The sequence below is a fragment of the Microbulbifer litoralis genome (assembly GCF_023634065.1).
GTDB classification, from domain to species: Bacteria; Pseudomonadota; Gammaproteobacteria; order Pseudomonadales; family Cellvibrionaceae; genus Microbulbifer; species Microbulbifer litoralis.
On sequence record NZ_JALKCV010000017.1, the window covers coordinates 47712 to 73246 of the forward strand.

The 25535-nt window shown below is 63.8% G+C and carries 22 protein-coding genes; 13 read left to right on the forward strand and 9 right to left on the reverse strand.

The features are described from left to right. The first annotated feature begins 39 nt into the window (after positions 1-39). From MWN76_RS19165 to yjgA, 7 genes are all read left to right on the forward strand, one after another. The gene (locus tag MWN76_RS19165; RefSeq protein WP_250464489.1) at positions 40-1494 is read left to right on the forward strand and encodes an RNA polymerase factor sigma-54; all 1455 of its coding nucleotides are present in this window, start codon (positions 40-42) and stop codon (positions 1492-1494) included. A gap of 291 nt (positions 1495-1785) precedes the next feature. Then, on the forward strand, positions 1786-2076 hold the full coding sequence (gene hpf / locus MWN76_RS19170) for a ribosome hibernation-promoting factor, HPF/YfiA family (protein WP_250464491.1): 291 nt from the start codon (positions 1786-1788) through the stop codon (positions 2074-2076). Positions 2077-2079: 3 nt separating this feature from the next. Next, the gene (ptsN, locus tag MWN76_RS19175; protein WP_250464493.1) at positions 2080-2541 is read left to right on the forward strand and encodes a PTS IIA-like nitrogen regulatory protein PtsN; all 462 of its coding nucleotides are present in this window, start codon (positions 2080-2082) and stop codon (positions 2539-2541) included. A 110-nt stretch (positions 2542-2651) separates the two neighbouring features. Beyond that, entirely contained in the window at positions 2652-3533 is an 882-nt protein-coding gene (gene rapZ / locus MWN76_RS19180) for an RNase adapter RapZ (protein ID WP_250464494.1), read from the forward strand. 28 nt (positions 3534-3561) lie between these two features. Next, positions 3562-3831 carry an HPr family phosphocarrier protein gene (locus tag MWN76_RS19185; RefSeq protein WP_250464496.1) on the forward strand — a complete coding sequence of 90 codons (270 nt, stop codon included), beginning with the start codon at positions 3562-3564 and terminating at the stop codon, positions 3829-3831. A gap of 155 nt (positions 3832-3986) precedes the next feature. Then, positions 3987-5354, forward strand: a complete 1368-nt coding sequence (mgtE, locus tag MWN76_RS19190; RefSeq protein ID WP_250464498.1) for a magnesium transporter — start codon at positions 3987-3989, stop codon at positions 5352-5354. Between the two features lie 20 nt (positions 5355-5374). Continuing rightward, the gene (yjgA, locus tag MWN76_RS19195; RefSeq protein ID WP_250464500.1) at positions 5375-5890 is read left to right on the forward strand and encodes a ribosome biogenesis factor YjgA; all 516 of its coding nucleotides are present in this window, start codon (positions 5375-5377) and stop codon (positions 5888-5890) included. A 342-nt stretch (positions 5891-6232) separates the two neighbouring features. Here yjgA and MWN76_RS19200 read toward each other — a convergent pair whose 3' ends face one another. From MWN76_RS19200 to MWN76_RS19230, 7 genes are all read right to left on the reverse strand, one after another. Continuing rightward, a complete protein-coding gene (locus MWN76_RS19200) occupies positions 6233-7063 on the reverse strand; it encodes a hypothetical protein (RefSeq protein WP_250464502.1) in 831 nt (276 codons plus the stop codon). Positions 7064-7205: 142 nt separating this feature from the next. Continuing rightward, on the reverse strand, positions 7206-11411 hold the full coding sequence (locus MWN76_RS19205) for a YhdP family protein (RefSeq protein ID WP_250464504.1): 4206 nt from the start codon (positions 11409-11411) through the stop codon (positions 7206-7208). A 228-nt stretch (positions 11412-11639) separates the two neighbouring features. Further along, entirely contained in the window at positions 11640-13130 is a 1491-nt protein-coding gene (gene rng, locus MWN76_RS19210) for a ribonuclease G (protein WP_250464506.1), read from the reverse strand. Next, the gene (locus MWN76_RS19215; protein WP_250464508.1) at positions 13127-13774 is read right to left on the reverse strand and encodes a Maf family protein; all 648 of its coding nucleotides are present in this window, start codon (positions 13772-13774) and stop codon (positions 13127-13129) included. The genes rng and MWN76_RS19215 overlap by 4 nt, the downstream gene beginning before the upstream one ends. A 111-nt stretch (positions 13775-13885) precedes the next feature. Next, on the reverse strand, positions 13886-14365 hold the full coding sequence (mreD, locus tag MWN76_RS19220) for a rod shape-determining protein MreD (protein WP_250464510.1): 480 nt from the start codon (positions 14363-14365) through the stop codon (positions 13886-13888). Further along, positions 14352-15224 (reverse strand): rod shape-determining protein MreC, encoded by an 873-nt coding sequence (mreC, locus tag MWN76_RS19225; protein WP_284500748.1) that lies wholly within the window; start codon positions 15222-15224, stop codon positions 14352-14354. The genes mreD and mreC overlap by 14 nt, the downstream gene beginning before the upstream one ends. 301 nt (positions 15225-15525) lie before the next feature. Beyond that, positions 15526-16560 (reverse strand): rod shape-determining protein, encoded by a 1035-nt coding sequence (locus MWN76_RS19230; RefSeq protein ID WP_250464514.1) that lies wholly within the window; start codon positions 16558-16560, stop codon positions 15526-15528. A gap of 360 nt (positions 16561-16920) precedes the next feature. Here MWN76_RS19230 and gatC point away from each other — a divergent pair, with 360 nt between their 5' ends. The 5 genes from gatC (at position 16921) to cysZ (ending at position 21608) form a co-directional block, all read left to right on the forward strand. After that, a complete protein-coding gene (gene gatC / locus MWN76_RS19235) occupies positions 16921-17208 on the forward strand; it encodes an Asp-tRNA(Asn)/Glu-tRNA(Gln) amidotransferase subunit GatC (protein WP_250464587.1) in 288 nt (95 codons plus the stop codon). A gap of 46 nt (positions 17209-17254) precedes the next feature. Beyond that, positions 17255-18733 carry an Asp-tRNA(Asn)/Glu-tRNA(Gln) amidotransferase subunit GatA gene (gene gatA / locus MWN76_RS19240; protein ID WP_250464515.1) on the forward strand — a complete coding sequence of 493 codons (1479 nt, stop codon included), beginning with the start codon at positions 17255-17257 and terminating at the stop codon, positions 18731-18733. 2 nt (positions 18734-18735) lie between these two features. Further along, entirely contained in the window at positions 18736-20187 is a 1452-nt protein-coding gene (gatB, locus tag MWN76_RS19245; protein ID WP_250464517.1) for an Asp-tRNA(Asn)/Glu-tRNA(Gln) amidotransferase subunit GatB, read from the forward strand. Between the two features lie 265 nt (positions 20188-20452). Beyond that, complete coding sequence (locus tag MWN76_RS19250) at positions 20453-20752, forward strand: PA4642 family protein (RefSeq protein WP_250464519.1); 300 nt, start codon at positions 20453-20455, stop codon at positions 20750-20752. A 13-nt stretch (positions 20753-20765) separates the two neighbouring features. Further along, positions 20766-21608: a sulfate transporter CysZ gene (gene cysZ / locus MWN76_RS19255; protein WP_250464521.1), complete on the forward strand. Its 843-nt coding sequence runs from the start codon at positions 20766-20768 to the stop codon at positions 21606-21608. Between the two features lie 491 nt (positions 21609-22099). Here the strand turns inward: cysZ and MWN76_RS19260 are convergent, their stop codons facing one another. Both MWN76_RS19260 and MWN76_RS19265 read right to left on the reverse strand, forming a co-directional pair. Further along, positions 22100-23608 carry a fumarate hydratase gene (locus MWN76_RS19260; RefSeq protein ID WP_250464523.1) on the reverse strand — a complete coding sequence of 503 codons (1509 nt, stop codon included), beginning with the start codon at positions 23606-23608 and terminating at the stop codon, positions 22100-22102. Between the two features lie 173 nt (positions 23609-23781). Next, on the reverse strand, positions 23782-24549 hold the full coding sequence (locus tag MWN76_RS19265) for a hypothetical protein (RefSeq protein ID WP_250464525.1): 768 nt from the start codon (positions 24547-24549) through the stop codon (positions 23782-23784). Between the two features lie 314 nt (positions 24550-24863). On the opposite strand from MWN76_RS19265, the gene sodB reads away from it, so the two are divergent. Beyond that, positions 24864-25445 (forward strand): superoxide dismutase [Fe], encoded by a 582-nt coding sequence (gene sodB, locus MWN76_RS19270; RefSeq protein WP_250464527.1) that lies wholly within the window; start codon positions 24864-24866, stop codon positions 25443-25445. The last annotated feature ends 90 nt before the right edge of the window (positions 25446-25535 follow it).

Genomic DNA, 25535 nt, shown 5'->3' on the forward strand with positions numbered 1-25535 from the left:
GACGAATAATCCGCCGAATCGGCATCATACCCTCTGATTATGAAGCAGTCCCTCCAGTTAAAACTCGGCACACAGCTGACCATGACGCCGCAGCTGCAACAGGCCATCCGCCTGCTGCAACTGTCGACGCTGGACCTGCAGCAGGAGGTGCAATCCGCCCTCGACAGCAATCCGCTGCTGGAGATGGACGGCGAAGAACAGCCCGAGGCACCGCGGGAACGGGACACCCAGGCGACACAGCCAGAAGAACAGCACACCGCAAACAGCACCGATCCGTCCACCGACAGCGACTGGAACCAGGATATCCCCGAGGATCTGCCGGTGGATACGCGCTGGGACGACGTCTACGGCAGCGGCAGCAGCAGCTACAGCGGCGTCGAAGCCGACGAATACGCGCTCGACCAACGCAACACCGCCCCCGACAGCCTGCACGACCACCTGCTGTGGCAACTCAACCTCACTCCCCTGACGCCGCTGGACCGGCTGATCGCGGAAAACCTGATCGACGGCATCGCCCCCAGCGGCCTGCTGGAATCCTGTCCACTGGATCTCGCCTCAGCGCTGGACGCTGAAAAAGAAGAGGTGCTGGCGGTACTCAAGATCATCCAGCAGTTCGAACCCGCCGGCTGCGGCGCGCGCGACCTGCGCGAATGCCTGCTGCTGCAACTGCAGCAGCTCCCCGTCGAGACACCCTGGCTGGAACAGGCCCAGATTATCGTCGAACGCCACCTGGAACTGCTCGGCAAGCGCGATTTCCGCCAACTGAGCCGGCGCACGCGCCTGAGCGAAGCCCAACTGGGCGAGGCCATCCGGCTGATCCAGACCCTCAACCCCTACCCGGGCGAGGCGTTCGGCGGCGAAGAGCCCCAGTACGTGGTGCCGGATATCATCGTCAGCCGCCGCCAGCAGCGCTGGCTGGTGGAGCTCAATCCTGAGACCACCCCCAAGCTCCGCATCAACGGCGACTACGCCTCCCTGATCAAGCGCGCCGATAACTCCAGCGATAACAACTTCCTGCGCGACAACCTGCAGGAGGCGCGCTGGTTCCTGAAGAGCCTGCAGAGCCGCAACGAAACCCTGCTCAAAGTCGCGTCCTGTATCGTCGAGAAACAACAGGGGTTCTTCGAACTGGGACCGGAGGCGATGAAGCCCATGGTGCTGGCGGATATCGCCGAGACCATCGGCATGCACGAGTCCACCATTTCCCGGGTCACCACGCAGAAGTACATGCTCACCCCGCGGGGCGTGTTCGAGCTCAAATACTTCTTCTCCAGCCACGTCAGCACCGACTCCGGCGAGGACGCCTCCTCCACCGCCATCCGCGCCATGATCCGCAAGCTGGTGGACGGCGAGGAACCGCGCAAGCCCCTGTCCGACAACAAGATCACCCAGGAACTCGACCAACAGGGCATCAAGGTGGCGCGGCGCACCGTGGCCAAGTACCGGGAATCCATGGGCATCCCTTCCTCCAGCGAGCGCAAGCGGCTGGTTTGACGGCGGGACCGGGACTTTCAGTAGGGTGCGCCGTGCGCACCGGGCGCTTCAATGGTGCGCACGGCGCACCCTACAGTCGGAAAAGAATATCGAGATCCGTGCGAAGGCCCAGCTTTTCAGACCCGCACCGACCACCTGGTCATAAATGGCCTGGGCGTCCCCTTCGACCCGACCGGCAACCAAACCCCGAACTTTGAGTGTATCCTTCCATTCTGGCGAACTTCCTAGTAGGGTTGCCGCCCTGACGGGGGTGCCGCCGGAGTACCGCATGCACCCGAAGAGGAGAAATCCATGCAGATCAATATCAGTGGCCATCATCTCGATGTGACCCCGCCGATCCGCGATTACTGCGAAAGCAAACTGGAAAAACTCTCCCGTCACTACGACAACATTACCACCGCCCAGGTAATTCTCTCTGTCGAAAAACTGGTACAGAAGGCCGAGGCCCGGGTACACATTAATGGCCACGACCTGGTTGCGGGCTCGGAAGACGAAGACATGTACGCGGCCATCGACGCTGTGTCCGACAAGCTGGATCGTCAGCTCAAGAAGCACAAAGAGAAGTTGCAAAAGCACCGATAAGTTATGACATTGGAAGCATTACTCTCTCCCCGCCTGAGTCTCTGCCACCTGGCGGGGAGCAGCAAAAAGAAATTGCTGCTCAATATTGCCCAGGCCATTGACGAACAGTATCCACAACTCGACGCCGATACCATTTTCAACCAGCTGATCGCCCGCGAACGCCTCGGCTCCACCGGTATCGGCGAAGGCGTGGCCATTCCCCACTGCCGCCTGCCGGGCTGCGAGAAGCCCATCGGCGTGCTCTGCACCACCGAACCCGCCGTCGATTTCGACGCCGCCGACCGCCAGCCGGTCGACCTGCTGTTCGCGCTGCTGGTACCCGAGGACTCGGAGCAGGAACACCTGGACACCCTGGCCGAAATCGCCGCCCTCTTCTCCGACAGCCGCGTGCGAGAGAAGCTGCGTCGCGCCGAAAGCGGCGACGAGCTCTATGCGCTGGCCATCGACAGCGCCGCGGCCGCCTGAAGCCACGATTGAATATCAAAAAACAACGAAAACCGGACATTGAGTCACAGCGCATAATCCCGGATCATTGGTCTCTGATAATTTGATCATTGATAGTTGGTATTCGAACAATGCGCCTGGTGATCATCAGCGGCCGTTCCGGCTCCGGTAAAAGCTCCGCCCTGCAACTGCTGGAGGATGTCGGCTTCAACTGCATCGACAACCTCCCGGCCAGCCTGCTGCCCGAGCTGGTCAAGCGGGTGCGCGAACAGGCACCCGGGGACGACACCCCAAACGCCCTCGGCAGCCCCCGCCTGGCGCTGGGCATCGACGCCCGCAACCTGTGGCAGGATGTGCAGCAGGCGCCGCGGGTGATCGGGGAACTGCGCGAGAGCGGCGTGCAGTGCGATGTGATTTACCTGGATGCCCGCTCGCCGGTGCTGGTACAGCGTTTCAGCGAAACCCGCCGCAAACACCCGCTGTCCGACAACCGCACCCACCTGCTGGAAGCCCTGAACCGGGAAAAGGAACTGCTGGCACCACTGGCGGCCATGGCCGACCTGGTGATCGATACCAGCAGCCTCAGCCTGCACCAGCTGCGCGACCTGGTAAAAACGCGGGTGGTGGGGCAGGAATCGCCGGGAATGGCGATACTCTTCCAGTCGTTCGGCTTCAAGCACGGCGTGCCGGTGGACGCGGACCTGGTCTTCGACCTGCGCTGCCTGCCCAACCCCTACTGGGTGGCCGAGCTGCGCCAGAAAACCGGCCTGGATCCGGAAGTGGCAGAATATCTCCGCAGCCACCCGCAGACCGACGATATGGAGCGGGATATCACCGGCTTCCTGGAGCGCTGGCTGCCGGCCTACCAGAAGAGCAATCGCAGCTATACCTGTATCTCCATCGGCTGCACCGGCGGGCGCCATCGCTCGGTCTACATGGTCGAGCAACTGGCCAGGGCCTTTGCCGGCCATTTCGACAATGTACAGGTCCGCCACCGCGAACAGCAGCAGTAAACCAACCGAGCCAGGCCGAACACCCCCCATGCAGAAAAGCCGCCTACAGATCATCAACAAACTGGGCCTTCACGCCCGCGCCGCCAGCAAATTTGCACAGACCTCGGCCCGCTTCTCCGCCGATATCAGGGTGGGCTGCCAGGGCAAGTCCGTGGATGGCAAGAGCGTGATGGCCCTGATGCTGCTGGCCGCGGGCAAGGGCACCGAACTGGACCTGGAGGTGGAGGGCGCCGACGAGCAGGCGGCCCTGGAAGCCCTGTGCGAGCTGGTCGCCGATCGCTTCGGCGAGGCGGAGTGACCCCCGTAAGAAGACAGAGGGATATCCTCCCCGCCCCCTCAGCAGCCATTACCACAATCGATTCCAGAGCCTGCTGATAGTATGATCGCGGCCTGTAGACGCTCCCGCAGTCGCGGGGCCGAATCGCAGATTCCGCATTGACGAGACCCCCTTCCGTGCCCAGCCAGCCCCCCGCCGACATCAAGTTCCGCCCCCAGAACCAGCTCAGCGAGCTGGTGGCGGCGCTGGACAGCGGCACCGGGCGCGAGGTGCGGCGCATGCTGCAAACCCTCACCCCGCAGAGCATCGCACAGCTACTGGAAAGCTCCCCGCCGCGCATCCGCCAGGTGCTGTGGACCCTGGTCGACCGGGAGGTAGAGGGCGAAGTCCTGCAGGAACTCACCGACGAAGTGCGCAGCCAGATCCTGGCCACCATGGATACCGAGGAGATGGTGGCAGTCATGGAGGGGCTGGACGCCGACGACGTCGCCGACATACTCCAGGACCTGCCGGAACGGGTCATGGGCGAGGTCCTGTCGGCGATGAAGGAGACAGACCGCGCGCGAGTCGAGGGCGTGCTCGCCTACGACGAGGAGACCGCCGGCGGCCTGATGGACACGGATACCATCTCCGTGCGCCCCAACCTGACCCTGGATGTGGTGCTGCGCTACCTGCGCCGCCACGAGCAACTGCCCGAATCCACCGACAGCCTCTTCGTGATCAACCGCAAGGGCCAGTACATCGGCCTGCTGCCGCTGTCGAAGCTGCTCACCACCGATCCCGGCGTCACCGTACGCGAGGTGGTCAATACCGACGTGGAGCCCATCCCGGCGGATATGGCAGACACCGAAGTCGCGCGACTGTTCGAGAAGTACGACTGGATCACCGCGCCGGTGGTGGACGAAAACAACCGCCTGCTCGGTCGCATCACCATCGACGACGTGGTGGACGTGATCCGCGAGGACGCCGACCACTCGCTGATGAGCCTGGCCGGCCTGGACGAGGAGGAGGACACCTTCGCGCCGGTGCGCCGCACCGCCCGCCGCCGCGCCCTGTGGCTGGGTATCAACCTGCTCACGGCACTGCTGGCATCCTGGGTCATCAGCCTGTTCCAGGGCACCCTGGACAAGGTGGTGGCGCTGGCGGTGCTGATGCCGATCGTCGCCAGTATGGGCGGCGTGGCCGGCAGCCAGACGCTGACGGTGGTGATCCGCGGCATGGCGCTGGGCCAGATCGGGCGCAGCAACCTGAGCTGGCTGCTGTCCCGCGAGCTGGGCGCGGGCGCACTGAACGCGCTGCTGTGGTCCGCCGTCATGGGCGGGGTCGCCGCCATCTGGTTCGACGACGGTCGCATCGCGCTGATTATTGTCGCGGCCATGGTGATCAACCTGATCACCGCCGCCGTGGCCGGTGCCATACTGCCGGTATTGCTGCGGGCCATGCGCATCGACCCGGCGCTGGCCGGTGGCGTGGCCCTGACCACAGTGACCGATGTAGTGGGCTTCATGGCATTCCTCGGCCTGGCCACCTGGTATTTTGGTTAATGAATCACACGGTAAGATGAATGGAAGAGTTTGACGATTTCGACGAAGACCTGCCGAAGAGCAAAACGCGGGTCAAACAGGAAATGCACGAACTGCAGGAACTGGGCCGGCAGCTCGCCGAACTGGGCAGGGCCCAATTGGCGGAAGTGCCGCTGGAAGCCGACATGCGCGAGGCCATCGAAACGCTGCACCGGATCAAGTCCAACGAGGCGCGCCGCCGACAGATGCAGTATATCGGCAAGCTGATGCGCAACACCGACGCCGAGGCGATCGAGGCTGTGCTAACCCGATTCAAGGAACGCGACCAGCAGCACCTGCGCTTCGACAGGATGGCCGAGGACTGGCGCAAGCGACTGCTGGAGGAAGGCAAGGCCGCACAGAGCGAATTTTTCGACCGCTATCCGCAGGCGGATCACCAGCAACTGCGCCAGCTGGTCCGCGATTCACAAAAAGAGATCAAGAACGGCAAGCCGCCCACCAACCAGCGCAAGCTGTTCCGCTTTCTGCGCGATTTCTTTATGCAGGAAGTATCCTGACTGTCGGGGCGAGCCTTGTGTTCGCCCTGTTTGTTAGGGGCATTCCAGGCTGTTGTTAGAGAGCTTGGTGGCGGTGCTGCTACCGATAGCGGTTTGCCAGACACGCGGTGAATACATCCCTGTACGCTCTAATCGACATCCCTGTCTCATAAGGTCTGGCAAACCGCTATCGGTATCAGCACCTTCGCATCGACATCGGATTTCTATCTGGCTACCTGGATAGCTCAAAAGGAGCACTGAAACTGATGCGAAGGCCCTGCCGCCACGGGGCTGGCTTACAAGCATCAGTCTGAAGTGCCACAAATATAAAGGGCGAGCACAAAGGTTCGCCCCAATCACCAATCACTCGCCACTGGTCTCCGCCTGCCACTCAAACAGGTTCAGCTCGATAAAGAAGAAGGCCACCAGCCACAGGAAGGCATCCCAGAAATCCAGGAAGCTGCCGTTGACCCCCCAGTAGATGGCACACAGCAACAGGGTGGAATACAGCAGCACCTTGACCACCTGGCCGTAGCGCATGATCCTGTCCGACAGCTGCTGGCGCAGCTGCAGCCACACCTCGAACGCCAGGATAAACACCACCAGCAGCCAGGTGCCGGCATTGATCACATCCACCCACGCCAGCCACTCGATCTCGCTCCAGGTCGCCGCGTCGCCGACCACCATCGCATCCATCAGCCTCAACATCTGCGCATCGCCCAGCGCCGCACAGTTCTGCGCCGCCAGCGGTACATAATCGTCCTGCTCGACCACCAGCTTCCAGTCGCCGCTGGCCGCCAGGTCACAGGCACCCCGGGCCACCGGCGCCAGGTCGGTGACCGATAGCATCTCCGCCACGTAGCCGTAAAACGAATAGATGATGAACAGATAACAGAAAGCGGAAATGGCGTTCAGCGACCACTTGACCCCACCGCGAATCCTCTCGTCCGCCAGCACGAAGGTCTCCAGCTCAAACACCAGCAGCAACAGCACCCAGGCCAGGGTATCGATGGAGTCGTTGTAGGCCTCGATCACCTTGCCCAGCTGGACACCATCGGCAAACACGGCACCGGCGGCGGCGTGATTCTCGACGAAGAAAGCGTAGACATTGTAGGCGAGTAACAGATAGACGGTGTACTTGAACACCCGGAAGAGCAAATAGCGATTGACGGGAAACCCTGCCAAATTGGCCACCTCAGACATTTGCGCGGACCTCTGTTGATTATTGTTCTACCTCTCACGCACGGCCAAAGCCACCGCGCACAGACACAATATCGAATAATTATTCGGTTTCTTCAATAGCGAGAACAAAATCCGGGCCCGGGGTGCCCCGGGATCAGCGGCCCCCGGCTGCCGGCGCCGCCGGCAGGAAACGGTCGGCTTCCGGCTGCGGACGGCTGTCCGAGACCGCCGGCGGCGCCCCGGTACTGTCGGGCGGCGGGCGCCGGCGGGCCTCCGCCTCGGATCCCTGGCGCTGCGCGCCATCGCCGTCGAACAGCTTGTCGAAGCGCACCTCCGGCTCGTCCCATTTGCCGCTGATGCGGTAACTGACACTGGCCATGTTATCCACCTGCTTCTTGAACGCCTTGCTGATCAGGTAAACCCCCGCCGCCGCCGGCAGGCCGCCCGCCAGCGCCGCGATCAGCGCCAGGTTATTGCCCACCGGCAGGGTCGCCACCAGGGTCAGATTCAGGTCCTCGCGCTTCAGGTTGACCCGCCCGGCCATCTGCAGCTCGCTGGTGGGCCCCTCCACCTGGATCGGCACCGCGATCAGCAACTCGCCATCGCCCTCGAAAAAGACCTCACCGCGCACCTGGTCAAAGGCCATGCCGTTCTGGTACAGATCGGAGAAGTCCAGCCGCAGGCGGCGCGCCCAGGTATCGAAGTTGAACAGCGACAGCAGGCGCAGCACGGCGGAGCCGGCGCTGTCGGTGGCGCGCATGAAACGGCCGTCGCGGATATCGATCTTCAGTTCGCCGGACAGGCGATTGGCCGCCACCTGGGCCGGCGAGCCGTCCCAGCGCAGCGCCGTATCGAAAATGGCGGTCTCGCTCTCGATGGCCGGCTCCTGGCCCCAGGCCCGCTGCACGTCGGCCAGGTCATCCGCCAGCAGGCGGCCGATAAACTGGGAGGATTCGTTGCCCTCCTCGTCGCGCAACCACATCAACTGGGCACCCAGCTTGTTGTCGCCCCGGCCGCGCCCCTCGACGCGCACACCGCGCGCGGCGCCGCGGATATCGCTGATCACCAGCCGCGACTGCGACGGCCGCAGGCGGAACGACCAGCGACCCATGTCCTCTTCGCCGACCCGCAGGCTGTCGGTACTGAAATCCACCTGCGGCAACTGCGTGAAATCGAAACCGGCCCAGGCATCGGTTTCCTCCTTCTTCGCCGCGCCGCCGCCCTGCGACGATTGTGGCGCGGGCAGGTGCAGGTGGCTCAGGTCCAGTTGCAGCGGCGTGGCCCCGTTCATGACGCCACTGACACTGCCCGACGCCATGGCACTGTCGAACTGCAACTGCCAGTCGGCCCCGAGACCGCGTCCGCGGACGTGGATATGTTCGATATCCACCGCACCCAGCTGCAGCCGGTCGGTGCTCAGGTCGAGGGTGATCGGCAGCGGATTGTCGATGTCCGCCGCGGCTGCGCCGCCACTGTTTTCATGGTCGGATTCGCCGCCCTTGCCACCGAACACTGCCAGCGACTGCTGCCAGCGCGGCAGGTCGATCTGCGACAGGTCGCCGCTGATCGCCAGGCCCCGCTCCCGCGGCAGCTCGGCCTCGGCATTGAGGGCGATGGCAGCGCGGTCGACAACGCCGTCCACCTGCCAGAACTGCCCCTGCAGGTGTTCGCCGTAACTGAGATTGAACAGGCTGCCCTGCTCGCCGATCGGTACCCGCAGTACGTAGCGGGTTTTCTCGTCCGCCACCTTGCCCAGCGGCGGCGGCAGGTCCACCGCGACACCCTCCAGGTCGGACGTCATTTCGAAGATGGCCGAGTAGGGTTTCTCCTTGCTGGCCGCGGGGATGGTCACCAGCGCGCGGTAGTCGAAGACACCGTCCAGCCAGGCCAGCTCGGGGCGACCGCTCCAGTCCTGCACCGCCTCGATGCTGTTGCTGCCATCGATCACCACCTGGGTGTCCCGCTCGTCGCCGTCACCGATATGCTCGATACGCGCCTGCAGCGGCCGACCCCAGAGATCGCCGCTCAGGCGGGTGCCGGCCAGGCCGTCGTCGCTGTCGTAATGGATGCGCCCGCCCAGCCCATCGATATCCAGGCGCAGCTTGTCGAGACGCAGGTCGCCGCCCTGCAATTGCAGCTGTACATTCTGGCGCGCCGGCAGTTCGGCGCCGCCGAGGGGCTGGGACAGGGTCAGGTCGCCACTGATACGGCCGCCCAGTTGCCAGTCGTCAAAGGCGCTGCCCAGGCGCTCGCGCAGCGGCGATTCGCGCAGCAGTCGCAGGCCGTCGGATGCCGGCCCCTCCAGCCTGGCATGCACCCCCAGCAGGGAGCCGTCGCCGGTGGGGCTGGGGGTCACTCCCACCTCGATATCGCGCGCGGCGATATTCCACAGCGTCGCCGCCTCGGCGTTGACCAGTACATTGCGGTCGTTGACCAGCAGGCGCGCGGAGATATTCCTCGCCGCCGGCCAGCCCGGCGCATAGTCGAGCGCGCCGTCGGTCACATCCGCCGCCAACTGCACTGTCTGCCGCTCCGGGTGGTCGCCCAGGGCCAGCAGTTCGGGATCCTCGCCCTCGCGATAACTGCTGCCGCGGTAGATGAATCCCGCGCGCGAGACGCGGCCGGGATTGTCGCTGCCCAGGCCATCGGCCAGCCAATTGCGCAGGTCGTCGCTGACGGTGTGGGGCACCAGTTGTCCCTGCGCCGACACCGGTGCGTCGCGCAGCCCCAGTGCCAGGGTGAATTCGGCCGGGCGGCTGTGGGGCACGAACGGCAGCTGCAGCAGGAACTGGCCGCGGATGTCGCCCTGCTCGCCGCCGAGCCGCAACAGCCCGGAGTTGACCTGTACCGAGTTGTTGTCGCGATCGACCTGCCAGGCGACGGTGCCGCCGACACGGGTGAATTCGAAAGCGTTCTCATAGAGTTTGGGGAACTGGATACGAACGCCGTCGCCCCCCGCCAGCTGCGCGAAACCGTCGCCGCCGCGCATTTCCAGGTAGCCGTTCAATCCCTGCACCGCCGGGGCACCGCGGTGGGCGGCGGCAGTCAGGTCGCGCAGGTTGGCGCTCAGGGCAATTCCACCGTCGGCGCCGCGGGCAAACTGTACCCGCTCCAGGCGACCGGAGGGCGCGAGCGCCTGCAGCCACTCCGCGGCCGGCCCCTCCAGCAGGGCCATTCGTTCCAGAATGCGGCTCCAGGCCCCCAGTTCGATGCGGTCCACCGACAATTGCAGGCCGCTCTCCGCGCTGTTGCGGGCCTGCAGGTTTAGCGGAGGCATCGGCAGGTCGCGCCAGTCCAGCTCTACCTGCTGCAGCGCCAGGCGCCAGTTGCCGCCCGGCTGCCAGTGGCCGGAAAGATCGCCGGACAGGCCGCGCAGGGGCTCCAGCAGCGAAGGCTCGCGCTCGGCGCCGGTTTCCCGCGCGGCATCCACTTCCAGTTGCGCCAGTTCCAGGCGGCCGCGCAGGCGGTAGCCGCTGTCGGCCTCGCTGTGCAGCCAGAGGCTGCCGCGGGCCATTTTGCGGCCACGCCAGTGGTATTTTTCCGGCAGGGGCGTCAGTTGCTGCAACAGCGCGATGGTGTCCGCATCCACCAGCATGTCGTTCAACTGCACATAGCCATTCAGTGAGAAATCGTCGCGGTCGCGCGGGTTGCCGCGCCCCTCGAGGATCAGGCGCAGCGTCTCGCCCTGCCCCAGAAGTGCGTGCCCGGAGGCACCATCGGAATCCTGTGCAACGCCGGCAGTGGAGGAAATAAAGGCCCGCGCCGTCAGGCGGTGGAAGTCGCCGGCGTTTTCCAGCTGTATTCGCGGCAGGTTCATCTCGGCCCTGGCGCCGTCGGCGAGGCGCAGGCGGATACTGGCATTGCGCACCTGGACTTTGGGGCCCAACTGGAAGATGCGCGCCGGGTCGCCCAGGCGCGGGGCACCCGCAGCCTCTTCCGCCGCGGCGCCATCGGCGCCGGGCGGGAATCCCTCGATATGCCAGCCGCCGCTTTCGGTACGGCTCAACTCGGCGGAGAAATCCCGCACCTGCAGGTTTTTCCACACCAGTTCGCGGTTCCAAAGGCTCGAGAGCAGGTCCAGGTGAAACAGGCCGTAGCCCATATGCACTTCGCCGTTTTCCCCCAGGCGCAACTCGTCCAGTTGCAGCGCCACTTCGAGGGCCCGCCAACGCAGCGACAGCCGTTCCATCTGCACCGGCACACCGAGGCGCGCCGACAGCCAGTTGCTGATCTGCGGGCGGTAGTCCTCCACCAGCGGCGAAAGCATGCGACCGGTCTGCACCAGGATGGCGAGGCTGATGACCAGGGTGATGGTCAGCAGCCAGAACTTGCGGGCGAGCCAGCGCAGAGTCCCCGTCATCGGAAGCCTCCGTGATAACGGGGCTCAACAAACAATCCGGACCCGAGACCCGGTAACACGAGAGAAACCTGTACCAGGACGCGGCCTGCTGCCCGCGCCAGCGCTTTCGTATTGCTCCCGGCGCGCCTGGCCGAATCGGCAGGAGCGTGCTTGCAGGCGAACCCGGGTCCCGAGTCCCGAGTCCCGAGTCCCGCTTGCGTCCGAAGTCCCGAGTCCCGGGCGCCGCCTTCACACAAGAACAATGTCATACTGCTCCTGGTTGTAAATGGGCTCCACCTGGAACTGGATGGGCCGGCCGATAAACTCTTCCAGGTCGGCCACATTGGCCGATTCCTCGTCCAGCAACAGGTCGATCACCACCTGGCTGGCGAGCACCATGATCTTCTCGCTGTCGTAGGCGCGGGCCTCGCGAATGGTTTCGCGAAAAATCTCGTAACAGACGGTCTCCGCGCTCTTCAGGGTACCGCGCCCCATGCAAACCGGGCAGGGCTCGCACAGGAACTGGCCCAGGGATTCCCGCGTGCGCTTGCGGGTCATCTCCACCAGACCCAGTTCGGACACACCGGTGATGCTGGTCTTGGCGTGGTCCCGCTCCAGTGTCTTTTCCAGCGTGCGCAGTACCTGGCGCTGGTGCTCCGTATCCTTCATATCGATAAAGTCGATGATGATGATGCCGCCCAGGTTGCGCAGCCGCAGCTGCCGGGCGATGGCGGTGGCCGCCTCCAGGTTGGTCTTGAAGATAGTCTCTTCGAGATTGCGATGTCCGACAAATGCGCCGGTGTTGACATCGATGGTACTCATCGCCTCGGTCTGCTCGACGATCAGGTAGCCACCGGACTTCAGGGTCACCTTGTTGTGCAGCGCCCTGTGGATTTCCTCCTCGACGCCATAGAGATCGAACAGCGGTCGCTCGCCGGGGTAGTGCTCCAGGCGCCCGGCAATTTCCGGCGCGTACTTGCCGGCAAACTCCGCCGCGCGGCCGTGGGCCTCGCGGGAGTCGATGCGGATCTTCTCCGTGTGGGGCCGCGCCAGGTCGCGCAGCGCGCGCATGAACAGCGGCAGGTCCTCGTAGATCACCGACGGCAGCGACCGCGACTTGATGCGGTTTTCCAGCTCGCCCCAGAGTTTGTACAGGAAGGGGATATCGCGCAGCAGCTCGTCCTCGCTGACACCCTCGGCCACGGTGCGCAGGATAAAGCCCCCATCGCCGCTCTGCCCCTCCTCCGCCAGCTTGGCCGAGGCCTGCTCCACCAGCTGTCGCAGGCGCTCGCGCTCGCCGTCGTCCTCGATACGATTGGAGATCCCGATATGCCGGGTCTGCGGCATATACACCAGGTAGCGGGCCGAGACGGACAGGTGGGTGGTCAGGCGCGCGCCCTTGCTGCTGATCGGGTCCTTGACCACCTGCACCACCAGCGACTGGCCCTCGCGCACCAGGGCGCGGATATCCGCCACCTCGGCATTCTCGCGGGATTCCATGCCCTCCTCGTCCAGCGGCGCTATGTCGGAGGCGTGGATAAAACCGGCCCGCTCCAGGCCGATATCGACGAATGCCGCCTGCATGCCGGGCAACACGCGCACCACCTTGCCCTTGTAGATATTGCCGACGATGCCGCGGCGCGCGCTGCGCTCCAGGTAGACTTCCTGTAACACACCGTTTTCCACCAGCGCGACGCGGGTCTCCATCGGGGCGACATTGATCAATAATTCTTCGCTCACGCATCCTTCCTGTTCGTGACTGTCTTCCCGCTCGCCGACGGCTCCCGCCAATAGGGTATGCCCGCTTTCTCCAGCATCGGTACCAGTGCCTCCAACGGCAGGCCGACCACGTTGCTGTAGCTGCCGCTGATGGATTCCACCAGCGCCGCACCCAGCCCCTGGATGCCGTAACCGCCGGCCTTGTCGGCGGGTTCGCCGGTGCGCCAGTAGGCGTCGACCAGCCGGTGGTCGAGATGGCGGAAACGCACCCGGGTCTCCACCAGATGTTCGAACTGGCGCCCGTCGCCGCGCAGGCAGATGGCGGTCACGACCGCGTGTTCCCGCCCGGACAGCGATCGCATCATGGATTCAAAGTCGGTGAAATCCCGCGGCTTTTCCAGCACCTGTCCGCCGGCCAGGACCAGCGTATCGGCGCCCAGGGCCCAGAGTCCGGTCGCAGGTGCACCGGCCAGCGCCAGTCCGGCGGCGGCCTTGTTGCGCGCCAGGCGCGCGACGTAGGCACGCGCTCCCTCATCCTCGCCCTGCTCTTCGGGCACATCGGGGGTCAGGCGGGAGAAGGGCACGCCGATCTGCTCCAGCAGTTCCGCGCGGCGCGGCGAGCCGGAGGCGAGGAGGAGTTGGCTGTGAGCTGGGAGTTCAGGCACGGTACTGCTTATTGTTTGTCTGGATTGGAGACCGATTATAACGGCATCGATCGAAAAATGATCGCCCTTTACCCGGCTTTACTCTTCGGTTGCGACCGGTCGGTCTCCACTTTACCTGACCTGCAGGCGGCCGGCCATCAGGCCCAGCCAGGGCGCCATCCAGGGCCACAGCAGGGCGCTGGTGATCGCGGGCCAGAGAAAAGTGAGGCCGGGCACCGGCTTGCCCGCCAGGCCGTGTACCCAGTTGCCCACCACCTGGTTGATGCCGACGAGGATAAATACCCACATCAGTTGCTGGGCGGGGTTGAACGCGCGGGTGCGCTGGTAGGTGAGCAGGCTGAAGTAGGCCAGCACCGCCAGGGCCAGCGCGTGGGTGCCGAGCACCGAACCCGTGACCAGATCCTCGAGGATCCCCACCATCCAGGCGAAGCCGACACCGAGGCTCTGCGGCATGCGCGTGATCCAGAAGATCACCAGCAGTGCGGTAAAAGACGGGCGGAACCAGAGCCAGTTGTACGGCAGCGGCATGACTGCGAGCAGCAGTGCCAGCAGGACCGTGACGGCGATGAACCAGCGGTTATTCGCTTCCAAGGTCCCGCTCTCTGTCGTTGCCCTGGGCCGTATCGCGCTCTTCGATCACCGCCAGCACAAAACGGCTGCGGTTCATGCGGCCGCGCGGCTGTACTTCCGCCTCGGCAAAGGCGTGGCCGGGGTCACGCCGCACGGAGATGACCTCGCCCACCGGGTAGCCGGCGGGAAAGCGGCCACCGAGACCGGAACTGAGCAGCAGGTCGCCCTCGCGGATATCGCTGGTATTGGCCAGGTGGCGCAATTTGAGACGGTACAGGTCGCCGGTGCCCTCGGCCACGGCCCGCACGCTGTTGCGCAGCACCTGTACCGGGATGGCGTGGCTGGCATCGGTGATCAGCAGCACGCGGCTCGAGGAATCGCCGGCTTCGATCACCTGGCCCAGCAGGCCGCTGGCATCCATGATCGGCGTGCCCAGGCCGACACCGTCATCGCGCCCCTTGTCGATGACCAGCACGTGCTCGAGAGGATCCGGCGACACACCGATAATCTGAGCCACCAGCACCCGCTCATCGACGGAGTCCGCCGAGTTCATCAGCTCCTTGAGCTGGGTGTTCTCGGCCTTTACCGAGGCCAGCAGCTGGCTGCGCTGCTCCAGCAGCAATACCTGGCGCTTGAGGCGGCTGTTTTCTTCCAGCAGTTCCTCCCGCGAACGCAGCTGCTCCCCGGCCCAGTTGCCCACCCGATCGGGGGTATCAGTAATCCAGTAGAAGGGTGACACCAGCCCGGTGACACGCTCGCGCAGAGGCTGCAGCCAGTCGGTGTAGATGTTGATCACAATCAGCGCCGCCGCCACCAGGCCCAGCACAAGGATGCGGGATTCCGGCGAGGGGCCGCGGGTAAATAGCGGTTTGATGGGCAGACCCCCGTCTACAGGTCAGTTCAGTGAGTTGTTGTTATCGGATTGTGGCCCGGTATTGACTTTGGCACCCTCGGGTGCCTGTAAGCGAGATCCGGGCGGCGCTGCTGCCGGTATTCGTTTGCGGGACTGTTGGCGAGAGGGGCCGAAGGCGCCGTGAATACCTGGAGCGGCCGGGCCACCTCGCCGACAAGCCTACAGGGATGTATTCACGGGGGGACGCCTAGTCCGTGTCCCGCAAACGAATACCGGTAGCAGGATCGCCCCGGAGTTCGCTAACATCCCCCGAGGCTATAACCAAACGTCAGTTGGAAACCAGGTACAACCGACTCTTGTCCATCATATCCAGCGCCTGGCCACCGCCGCGGGCGACGCAGGTCAGCGGGTCATCGGCGACGATCACCGGCAGGCCGGACTCTTCCATCAGCAGCCGGTCCAGGTCGCGCAGCAGCGCGCCGCCACCGGTCAGTACCATGCCGCGCTCGGCGATATCGGACGCCAGTTCGGGCGGAGACTGCTCCAGCGCGCTCTTGACTGCCTGCACGATACCGGTCAGCGGCTCCTGCAGGGCCTCGAGAATCTCATCGGAGTTCAGGGTGAAGCTGCGCGGCACCCCTTCCGCCAGGTTGCGGCCGCGCACGTCGATCTCGCGCACTTCACTGCCCGCGTAGGCGCAGCCGATCTCCTCCTTGATGCGCTCGGCGGTGGCGTCGCCGATCACGCTGCCGTAGTTGCGGCGCACATAGTTGACGATAGCCTCGTCGAAACGATCGCCGCCGATACGCACGGAATCGGAGTAGACCACACCGTTCAGGGAGATGATCGCGATCTCGGTGGTACCGCCACCGATATCCACCACCATGGAACCACTGGCCTCCTCCACCTTCAGGCCGGCGCCGATGGCCGCGGCCATCGGCTCCTCGATCAGCCACACCTCACGCGCACCGGCGCCCATCGCGGATTCGCGGATCGCGCGGCGCTCCACCTCAGTGGACTGGCAGGGCACACACACCAGCACCCGCGGGCTGGGGCGCATCCAGCTGTTCTCGTGCACCTTCTTGATAAAGTGCTGCAACATCTTCTCGGTCACCTGGAAATCGGCGATGACGCCGTCCTTCAGCGGGCGGATGGCGGTGATGTTGCCGGGAGTACGGCCGAGCATGCGCTTGGCTTCGACGCCGACGGCCTCGACGATCTTCTGGCCGTTGTAGTGGCGGATGGCGACGACGGAGGGCTCGTCCAGGACCACGCCGCGATCGCGGACGTAGATCAGCGTGTTGGCAGTCCCCAGGTCGATAGACAGATCACTGGAGAACATGCCCCGCAAACGTTTAAACATGGAATTCGATTACCTTGTACTAATTTTTACAGCGCCCCGGGCGGGCGCAGCTGGCAGACTTGAGCCTGGCTAAAGCCTAGTTAGTCCACACAAAAAATTCTGAGTTCCGGACCGCATTTTCCGGTCCCGCGGCCACAGGCGCACAGACCCCGGCCAGAATCGGCAAACTCTAACAACGGCGGGGGTTCAGGGCAAGGACAAAAAATGGGCAATTTAGAACGCCCGATCCCATTTCCACGGGGCAATTCTACGGCCGCCGGTGAGAATTGCAGTGGACTGTGCTAAATTTGCGCCCCTTCCGCCCCGCCCACTCTGGCCGGGGCGATATACAAATTGCCATTCAAGCTGGAGCACCTGACGATGTCCGTAGATGCGCAAACTGTAGAAAAACTCGCGGAGCTGGCCCGCATCGCCATCTCCGAGGAAACCGTCGAGGAAGTCAGCAGCCGGCTGGGCGATGTCCTGCAGTTGGTGGACAAGCTGCAGGCCGTCCACACCGAGGGCGTGGCACCGATGGCGCACCCGCTGGATGCGGTCCAGGTACTGCGCGCCGACGAAGTCACCGAGCCGAACCGGCGCGAGGAATTCCTGGCCCTGGCGCCCCAGTCCGAACAGGGCCTCTACCTGGTGCCCAAGGTCATCGACTGAGCCACAGCCCCGAAAAGGAACGCAGACAAGACAACGCGGAACAACCATGCATCAGCTCACCATCGCCGAAATCATTCGAGGACTGCGGGACAAGCAGTTCTCCAGTGTCGAGATCACCCGGCAGTTGCTGGATCGAATCCAACAGCAGGATAGCAACTACAACAGCTTTATCACTGTCACCGCCGAGCAGGCCCTGCAGCGGGCAGAGGCCGCCGACCGGCAACTGGCCGCGGGTGACGCGCCGGCCCTGTGCGGCGTGCCCATCGCCCACAAGGATATCTTCTGTACCAGCGGCGTGCGCACCAGCTGTGGCTCGAAGATGCTCGATAACTTCGTGCCGCCCTACGATGCCACCGTGGTGGAGAACCTGCAGCATGCCGGCGCCGTGTCCCTGGGCAAGACCAATATGGACGAGTTCGCCATGGGCTCCTCCAACGAGACCAGCTACTACGGTCCGGTGAAGAACCCCTGGAACACCGATCGCGTCTCCGGCGGTTCCTCGGGCGGTTCCGCTGCCGCGGTGGCCGCGCAGCTGGTGCCCGGCGCCACCGCCACCGACACCGGCGGCTCCATCCGCCAGCCGGCCGCGCTGACCAACACCACCGGCCTCAAGCCCACCTACGGCCGCGTCTCCCGCTGGGGCATGGTGGCCTTCGCCTCCAGCCTCGACCAGGCCGGGCCCATCGCCCGCAACGCCGAGGACTGCGCCCACCTGTTGTCGGCCATGGCCGGCCCCGACAGGCGCGACTCCACCAACCTGCAGCGCGATGCGGAGGACTTTACCGCCGACTTAAACAAGTCAGTCCAGGGCCTGAAGATCGGCGTACCAAAGGAGTATTTCGGCGAGGGCCTGAACGCGGACACCGCCGCGCGAGTGCAGGACGCGCTGAAGGAATTCGAGAAGCTGGGCGCGGAGCTGGTGGACATCAGCCTGCCGCACACGGACCTGGCGGTACCCGCCTACTATGTCATCGCGCCGGCGGAGGCCTCCGCCAACCTGTCGCGCTTCGACGGCGTGCGCTATGGCTATCGCTGCGAAAACCCCGCCGACCTGCGCGACCTCTATATGCGCTCCCGCGGCGAGGGCTTCGGCGAGGAGGTCAAACGCCGCATTCTCGTCGGCACCTACGCCCTGTCCGCCGGCTACTACGATGCCTACTACAACAAGGCGCAGCAGGTGCGCCGGCTGATCAAGCAGGACTTTGTCGATGCTTTCGGCAAAGTGGACGTGATCATGGGCCCGACCGCACCCTCCCCGGCTTTCGAGATCGGCGCCAAAGTCGCCGATCCCGTCGCCATGTACCTGGAGGATATCTACACCATCGCCACCAACCTGGCGGGCCTGCCCGGCATGTCCCTGCCCTGCGGCCGGGTCGGCAACATGCCCGTAGGGCTGCAGATTATCGGCAATTACCTGGATGAGGCGCGCATGCTGAACGTCGCCCACCAGTACCAGCAGGCAACCGACTGGCACCGGGCCAGCGCCCTCTCTCTCACAGAAGCTGCCGCGGCGGGAGGAGAATAATCGTGGAATGGGAAATCGTTATCGGGCTGGAAGTCCACGTACAGCTTTCCACCCAGTCAAAGCTCTTCTCCGGCGCCAGCACCCGCTTCGGCGCCGAACCCAACACCCAGGCCTGCGCCGTGGATCTGGCCATGCCCGGTACGCTGCCGGTGCCGAACGAAGCGGCGTTCCGCTACGCCACCCTGTTCGGCCTGGCCATGAACGCCGGGATCGGCCGCCGCTCGGTATTCGAGCGCAAGAACTACTTCTACCCGGACCTGCCCAAGGGCTACCAGACCACGCAGCTGGCGAAGCCGATCGTCGGCGCCGGTGAAGTGGAGATTCACCTGGAGGACGGCAGCAGCAAGAAGGTGCGACTGCACCACGCGCACCTGGAAGAGGACGCCGGCAAGTCCCTCCATGAAGACTTTCACGGTATGTCCGGTATCGACCTGAACCGCGCCGGCACGCCGCTGATCGAGATTGTCTCCGAACCGGACATGCGCAGTGCTGCCGAGGCGGTCGCCTACCTGAAGAAAATCCACAGCATCGTCACCTACCTGGGTATTTCCGACGGCGATATGTCCCAGGGCTCGCTGCGCTGCGACGCCAACGTGTCCGTACGCCTGAAAGGCGAGGAGAAATTGGGCACCCGCACCGAGCTGAAAAATATCAACTCTTTCCGCTTTGTGGAGAAGGCCATCAAGGTGGAGGCGGAACGCCAGATCGATATCCTCGAAGACGGCGGCAGCATCCTGCAGGAAACCCGCCTGTACGACTCGGACAAGAACGAGACCCGCTCCATGCGCAGCAAGGAAGTGGCCAATGACTACCGCTACTTCCCCTGCCCGGACCTGCTGCCGGTGGAACTCAGTGAGGATTATATCGACAGGCTGCGCGGCGAGATGCCGGAACTGCCCGACGCCAAGGCCGCGCGTTTCCGCGAACAGTACCAGCTGTCCGCCTACGACGCCGACCAGTTGACCCAGGAACGCGCCACCGCCGATTACTTCGAAACCCTGGCGGAACAGTGCGGCGAACCCAAACTGGCCGCCAACTGGATGACCGGCGAACTGGCGGCGCTGCTGAACCGGCAGGAGCTGACCATCGGGCAGTCACCGGTTTCCGCCGAACACCTGGCCGGCCTGATCGCACGCATCAAAGACGGCACCATCTCCAGCAAGATCGCCAAGCAGGTGTTCGAGGCCATCGCCAGCGGCGAGGGCGACGCCGATACCGTGATCGACAAGCGCGGCCTGAAGCAGGTCTCCGACACCGGCGCCATCGAAAAAATGGTGGACGAAGTCATCGCCAACAGCGCCAGGCAGGTGGAAAACTACCGCAACGCCGACGAGGACAAGCGGCCGAAGATGATGGGCTACTTTGTCGGCCAGATCATGAAGGCGTCCAAGGGCCAGGCCAATCCGCAGGTGATCAACAAGATCCTGAGGGAAAAGCTGGACGCGTTGCTTTGAGCGGGACTCGGGACTCGGGACTCGGGACTCGAAAAGAATACCGAAATTTGATGCGAAGGCGCTGATGCCGGGAACTCTTTGCGGGACCGTATGAGACATGGATGTCGATTACGAGCGTACAGGGATGTATTCACAGCGTGTCCCGCAAAGAGTTCCCGGCAGCAGTGCCGCCCGGAAGCCTGCTTACTGGTACCCGAAACCCGGCAAGAATACTGAAGCTCGAATCGGCCGCGCGAATGCCAATGAGAGGGAAAAGGAGAGATTTGTGAGCCTGAAAAAAGACAAACAGAAAGTCCTCGGCGAGGTCTTCGACGACGAGCGCATTGCCGGCTTCCTGGTCGGCGAACCACCAGAGGGGATTGAGCGCGACTACCACCTGCTGGAGCGCGCCTACCGCAGTATGAAAGCGGAAAACTTCGAAACCTTTGTGCGCCTGTTTCAGGAACAGGGCCTGGACATCAACAGCCCCGGCCCCGACGGTAAAACGCTGCTCGCACGCATCGATGAGCACCGCCAGGGCGCGGAATATTCGGCCATCCTGAAGAGCGCGGGCGCTGACGCCTGAGCGGAGAAATCCCATGACCTCCAATCCGGCACACGGTGTCGACGCCCTGCTTCGCGGCGCGCGACTGCTGACCCGGCGGGAACTGCGCCCGTTCATTATCGTTCCGCTACTGATCAACCTGGTGTTGTTTGTCGCGCTGACGGCGGTGATGCTGTCGCAGATCGACGGGCTGGCGGAGTACCTGGGCAGCCTGCTGTCGCACGAGCCGGTCAACACCGAGAACATGTCCTGGTGGCGGGCGATGATGGCGACCGGCGCCGCCTGGGCCGCCAATGTGTTCCAGTGGCTGGCCTGGCTGATTGCAATTCTCGTGGTGCTGTTTTTCCTGTTCGTCTACGGTTACCTGTTCGGCATCATCACCAATATCATCGCGGCGCCCTTCAACGGTTTCCTGGCGGAAAAAGTCGAAGAGCTGCTGACCGGCAAGGCGCCGCCGGCGGAGCCCATTGGCCGCATGGTCTGGCGCACCCTGGGGCGGGAGCTGCGCAAGCTGCGCTACTTTATCGGCTGGGGCCTGGTGGTACTGGTGATTTCCCTTTTCACCAGTTGGACGGTGTTTATCCCGGCGGTACTGACTGCACTCTGGGGCGCCTGGTGTATGGCAATCCAGTATGTCGACTACCCGCTGGATAACCACCAGCGGCCCTTCGACGAACTGAAAAGCGTGCTGCTGCGGCGCAAGCTGAGCACACTCGGTTTCGGCGGTGCCGTGATGCTGGCAAAGATGGTGCCGGTGCTGAATATCTTCGTAATGCCGGCGGCGGTGGCCGGCGGTACGGCGCTGTGGATCGAGCGGCTGCGACAGGAGGGGGATCCGGGGACAGATTCGCACTCCACTGAATTGCAGAATCGGTAACCGGCGGACCCACTTCGTTCATGGAGGGGCGAACCTTGTGTTCGCCCTGTTTGTCTGTGGCACCCGGCCTCGATTGGTGCCACTAAGCAGATTTGGTGGCGGCACTGCTACCGATAGCGGTTTGCCAGACACGCTGTGAATACATCCCTGTACGCTCTAATCGACATCCCTGTCTCATAAGGTCTGGCAAACCGCTATCGGTATCAGCGCCTTCGCATCGGCTTTGGAGTTTTTATTAGGCTTCGAACCGGGGCGTGAAAAAATAGTGGAGTTGATGCGAAGGCCCTGATACCGGGAACTACTTGTGGGACTGTCTGCGAGAGGGACCTCGCGGACAAGTCTCCAGGGATGGATTTACGGCGTGTCCCACAAGTAGTTCCCGGTAGCAGGGCCGCCCCGGAGTTCTCTTACAGCCCCCGCCCAAAGTGCCACAAACAAACAGGGCGAACACAAGGTTCGCCCCTACGATGGATTGAGCAATTCGGGGAGGGTTAAACCGCCCCCTCCTCAATCTTCGCCTTCCAGATCAGCGGCCCGGTCTGGTGCACCGATTCACCTTCGCTGTCCACGGCCACGGTCACCGGCATATCCTCCACCTCGAACTCGTAGATGGCTTCCATCCCCAGTTCCGGGAAGGCCACCACTTTCGAACCCTTGATCGCCTGGGCCACCAGGTAGGCGGCGCCGCCGACGGCCATCAGGTAGACCGCCTTGTTGTCGCGGATCGCGTCGATCGCCACCGGGCCACGCTCGGCCTTGCCGATCATGCCCAACAGGCCCGTCTCTTCCAGCATGGTGCGGGTGAACTTGTCCATGCGGGTGGCGGTGGTCGGACCGGCCGGGCCCACCACTTCCTCGCGCACCGGGTCCACCGGGCCCACGTAGTAGATAAAGCGACCGGCCAGATCCACCGGCAGTTTTTCGCCCTTGGCGAGGATATCGACCATCTTCTTGTGCGCCGCGTCGCGGCCGGTCAACATCTTGCCGTTCAGCAGCAATGTGTCGCCCGGCTGCCAGCCCAGCACATCCTCACGGGTGACCTCGTCCAGGTTCACGCGGCGGGTGTTGCCGCCCGCCTCGCGGGTGATCTCAGGCCAGTCTTCCAGCTTCGGCGGTGTCTGGCGCGCCGGGCCGGAGCCGTCCAGGGTGAAATGCGCGTGGCGGGTGGCCGCGCAGTTGGGAATGATGGCGATGGCCTTGTTGGCGGCGTGGGTTGGGTAGTCCCTGACTTTCACGTCCAGTACGGTCGTCAGACCGCCCAGGCCCTGGGCGCCGATACCCAGTTTGTTGACCTTGTCGTACAGTTCCAGGCGCAGCTCCTCGGCGCGGCTGGAGGCACCGCGCTCCTGCAGGTCCTGGATATCGATCGGATCCAGCAGGGACTCCTTCGCCAGCAGCATCGCCTTCTCGGCGGTGCCGCCGATACCGATCCCCAACATGCCCGGCGGGCACCAGCCGGCGCCCATTTTCGGCACCATATCCAGCACCCAATCGACCACCGAGTCGGACGGGTTCAGCATCGCAAACTTGCTCTTGGCCTCACTGCCGCCGCCCTTCGCCGCCACATGCACCTCGACGGTGTTGCCCGGCACGATTTCGTAGTGGATTACCGCCGGCGTGTTGTCGCCGGTGTTCTTGCGCGCACCGTCCGGGTCCTCGAGGATGGAGGCGCGCAGCACATTGTCCGGATTCTGGTAGGCGCGGCGCACGCCCTCGTTGACCATATCGGTCACGCCCATATCCGCATCCCACTGAACATTCATGCCCACTTTCAGCTTCACGGTCACGATGCCGGTGTCCTGGCAGATGGGGCGGTGGCCCTGGGCGCACATGCGGGAGTTGATCAGGATCTGGGCCATGGCGTCCTTCGCCGCCGGGTTGGCCTCTTTCTCGTAGGCCTTGTTCAGGGCCTGAATGAAATCCTGCGGGTGGTAGTAGGAGATAAACTGCAGCGCGTCGGCCACGCTGTCGATCAGGTCATCCTGGCGGATAGTGGTCATTTCCAGCTCCGATTGGCATCTCGAGGCGGGGGATTTTACACGATTTGCGGGGCTATTGGCGGGGATTGCATTTGCCACTGCCACAGGGTTCTCAACCGCCAACGACCTGAAGAGCCAGCAACAAAAAAGGGCGAGCACAAGGCTCGCCCCGACGTCTGGTTGACCAGCCGGTTTTACATAGACGAGGCCGTCGAGCCGCTGGACTGCAGGCTGCGGATTGCATCGCGCAGTTGGACCAGGTCCTTGTTCACCGAGCGGCGGTAGGCGTCGACGGACTCTATCGCCTCTTCATTGGCACCGACACGGGCGGTCAGGTCCGAGCGCACGGACGCCAGTTGGCGCTCCAGCCTGGCCAGTTTGTCGGCCACGTCGCGCTGGTTCTCGGTGTTGCTCTCCCGCAGCTGTGCCAACTGCATCTCCACCGCGCCGATCTTCTTCACACTGCCGGAGAGGCCATTGACCTTGCCGGCCAGGGCTGCCACCTCCTTCTTGACCGCGGCGGCGTCTTTGGCCGCCGAAGCCGCCGCACTCTTGTTGGCGGCGATACTCTTGCGGTTGGTGTCGTAGGATACGCCCCACAGCTTGCGGATCTCGGAGGCATTCTCCTTGGCCTTGGCGTTCAGCACCTCGACCGAGGCCGATGACTCCTCGTCCGACATCTCGAAGCGTTTTTCCAGTTGGGCGATGCGTTTGTCCGCGTCCAGCAGCTCGACCCGGGTGGCCTGCCACTGGTTGTACAGGAAAGCCGCCGCACCGATACCGGCCAGGGCCAGGATCAGCGCCGCAACGGCCAGGAACGACGAACCGCCACCACTGCGCTCTTCCACCGGCTCCGGCGGCGGCGCCGCCGGGCGGGCGGCGCTGCGGCCACCCGGGCGGGTGTCCAGTTGCGGCTCGATGGGGGCGCTGCTGCCGTCCAGTGTGGGCTCTCTGCGTTGCATGGTTGACTATACCCGATATTTTTAACTGGTCTGCGCGCGGATTCGCCCGCGCGCAGCGCTGGTGATTGGTCGAATTCAGCGGCAGTTATACCAAAAATTGACGAAAAAGTAAGCGGTTACCGTATCAAGACTAGCCCGGATATTTCATCAGGGGGCGCAAACTGTCACCCACGGACAAGGGAAAAATATCCTGCGGGCACTTGCGTTTGTGGAAATCGTCCCAATTTCGATAGATCGAGAGCGCGCTTTGGCTCACTCAGTAGCGCGTGTAGAATGCTCCAATCAATAACCCGAGACAAAGGAAGGAAAAAACCATGGCTTTCGAACTGCCTGATCTCCCCTATGCGAAGAATGCCCTGGAACCGCACATCTCCGAGGAAACCCTCGAGTATCACTACGGCAAGCACCACCAGACCTACGTGACCAAGCTGAACGGCCTGCTGGAAGGCACGCCGGACGCCGACAAATCCCTGGAAGAAGTGATCAAGAGCGCCTCTGGCGGCGTATTCAACAACGCAGCCCAGGTCTGGAATCACACCTTCTACTGGAACTGCCTGAGCCCGAACGGCGGCGGCGAAGCCACCGGTGCCGTGGCCGAGGCCATCAACAAGGCATTCGGCTCCTTCGACAAGTTCAAGGAAGAATTCACCAACAGCGCCGTGAACAACTTCGGTTCCGGCTGGACCTGGCTGGTCAAGAAAGGCGACGGCTCCGTGGCCATCGTCAACACTTCCAACGCCGGCACCCCGCTGACCGAGTCGGACCAGACCCCGCTGCTGACCTGCGATGTCTGGGAGCACGCCTACTACATCGACTACCGCAACGCGCGCCCGAAGTACATGGAAGCCTTCTGGGCCCTGGTGAACTGGGACTTCGTCAACCAGAACTTCGCCTAAAGCGCGACAGCGCGGAAAAGCGGGCCCCCGGCCCGCTTTTTTTGTATCCAGATTCCGATAAAAACCAGAACAGAACTTTCCGGGAACCAC

Coding starts and splice junctions, on each gene's coding strand:
- cysZ (WP_250464521.1), top strand. CDS start 20,766: ATGACCTCCAATCCGGCACACGGTGTCGACGCCCTGCTTCGCGGCGCG.
- ptsN (WP_250464493.1), top strand. CDS start 2,080: ATGACATTGGAAGCATTACTCTCTCCCCGCCTGAGTCTCTGCCACCTG.
- hpf (WP_250464491.1), top strand. CDS start 1,786: ATGCAGATCAATATCAGTGGCCATCATCTCGATGTGACCCCGCCGATC.
- rapZ (WP_250464494.1), top strand. CDS start 2,652: ATGCGCCTGGTGATCATCAGCGGCCGTTCCGGCTCCGGTAAAAGCTCC.
- MWN76_RS19230 (WP_250464514.1), bottom strand. CDS start 16,560: ATGTTTAAACGTTTGCGGGGCATGTTCTCCAGTGATCTGTCTATCGAC.
- gatA (WP_250464515.1), top strand. CDS start 17,255: ATGCATCAGCTCACCATCGCCGAAATCATTCGAGGACTGCGGGACAAG.
- MWN76_RS19265 (WP_250464525.1), bottom strand. CDS start 24,549: ATGCAACGCAGAGAGCCCACACTGGACGGCAGCAGCGCCCCCATCGAG.
- sodB (WP_250464527.1), top strand. CDS start 24,864: ATGGCTTTCGAACTGCCTGATCTCCCCTATGCGAAGAATGCCCTGGAA.
- yjgA (WP_250464500.1), top strand. CDS start 5,375: ATGGAAGAGTTTGACGATTTCGACGAAGACCTGCCGAAGAGCAAAACG.
- gatC (WP_250464587.1), top strand. CDS start 16,921: ATGTCCGTAGATGCGCAAACTGTAGAAAAACTCGCGGAGCTGGCCCGC.
- MWN76_RS19185 (WP_250464496.1), top strand. CDS start 3,562: ATGCAGAAAAGCCGCCTACAGATCATCAACAAACTGGGCCTTCACGCC.
- MWN76_RS19260 (WP_250464523.1), bottom strand. CDS start 23,608: ATGACCACTATCCGCCAGGATGACCTGATCGACAGCGTGGCCGACGCG.
- MWN76_RS19205 (WP_250464504.1), bottom strand. CDS start 11,411: ATGACGGGGACTCTGCGCTGGCTCGCCCGCAAGTTCTGGCTGCTGACC.
- MWN76_RS19165 (WP_250464489.1), top strand. CDS start 40: ATGAAGCAGTCCCTCCAGTTAAAACTCGGCACACAGCTGACCATGACG.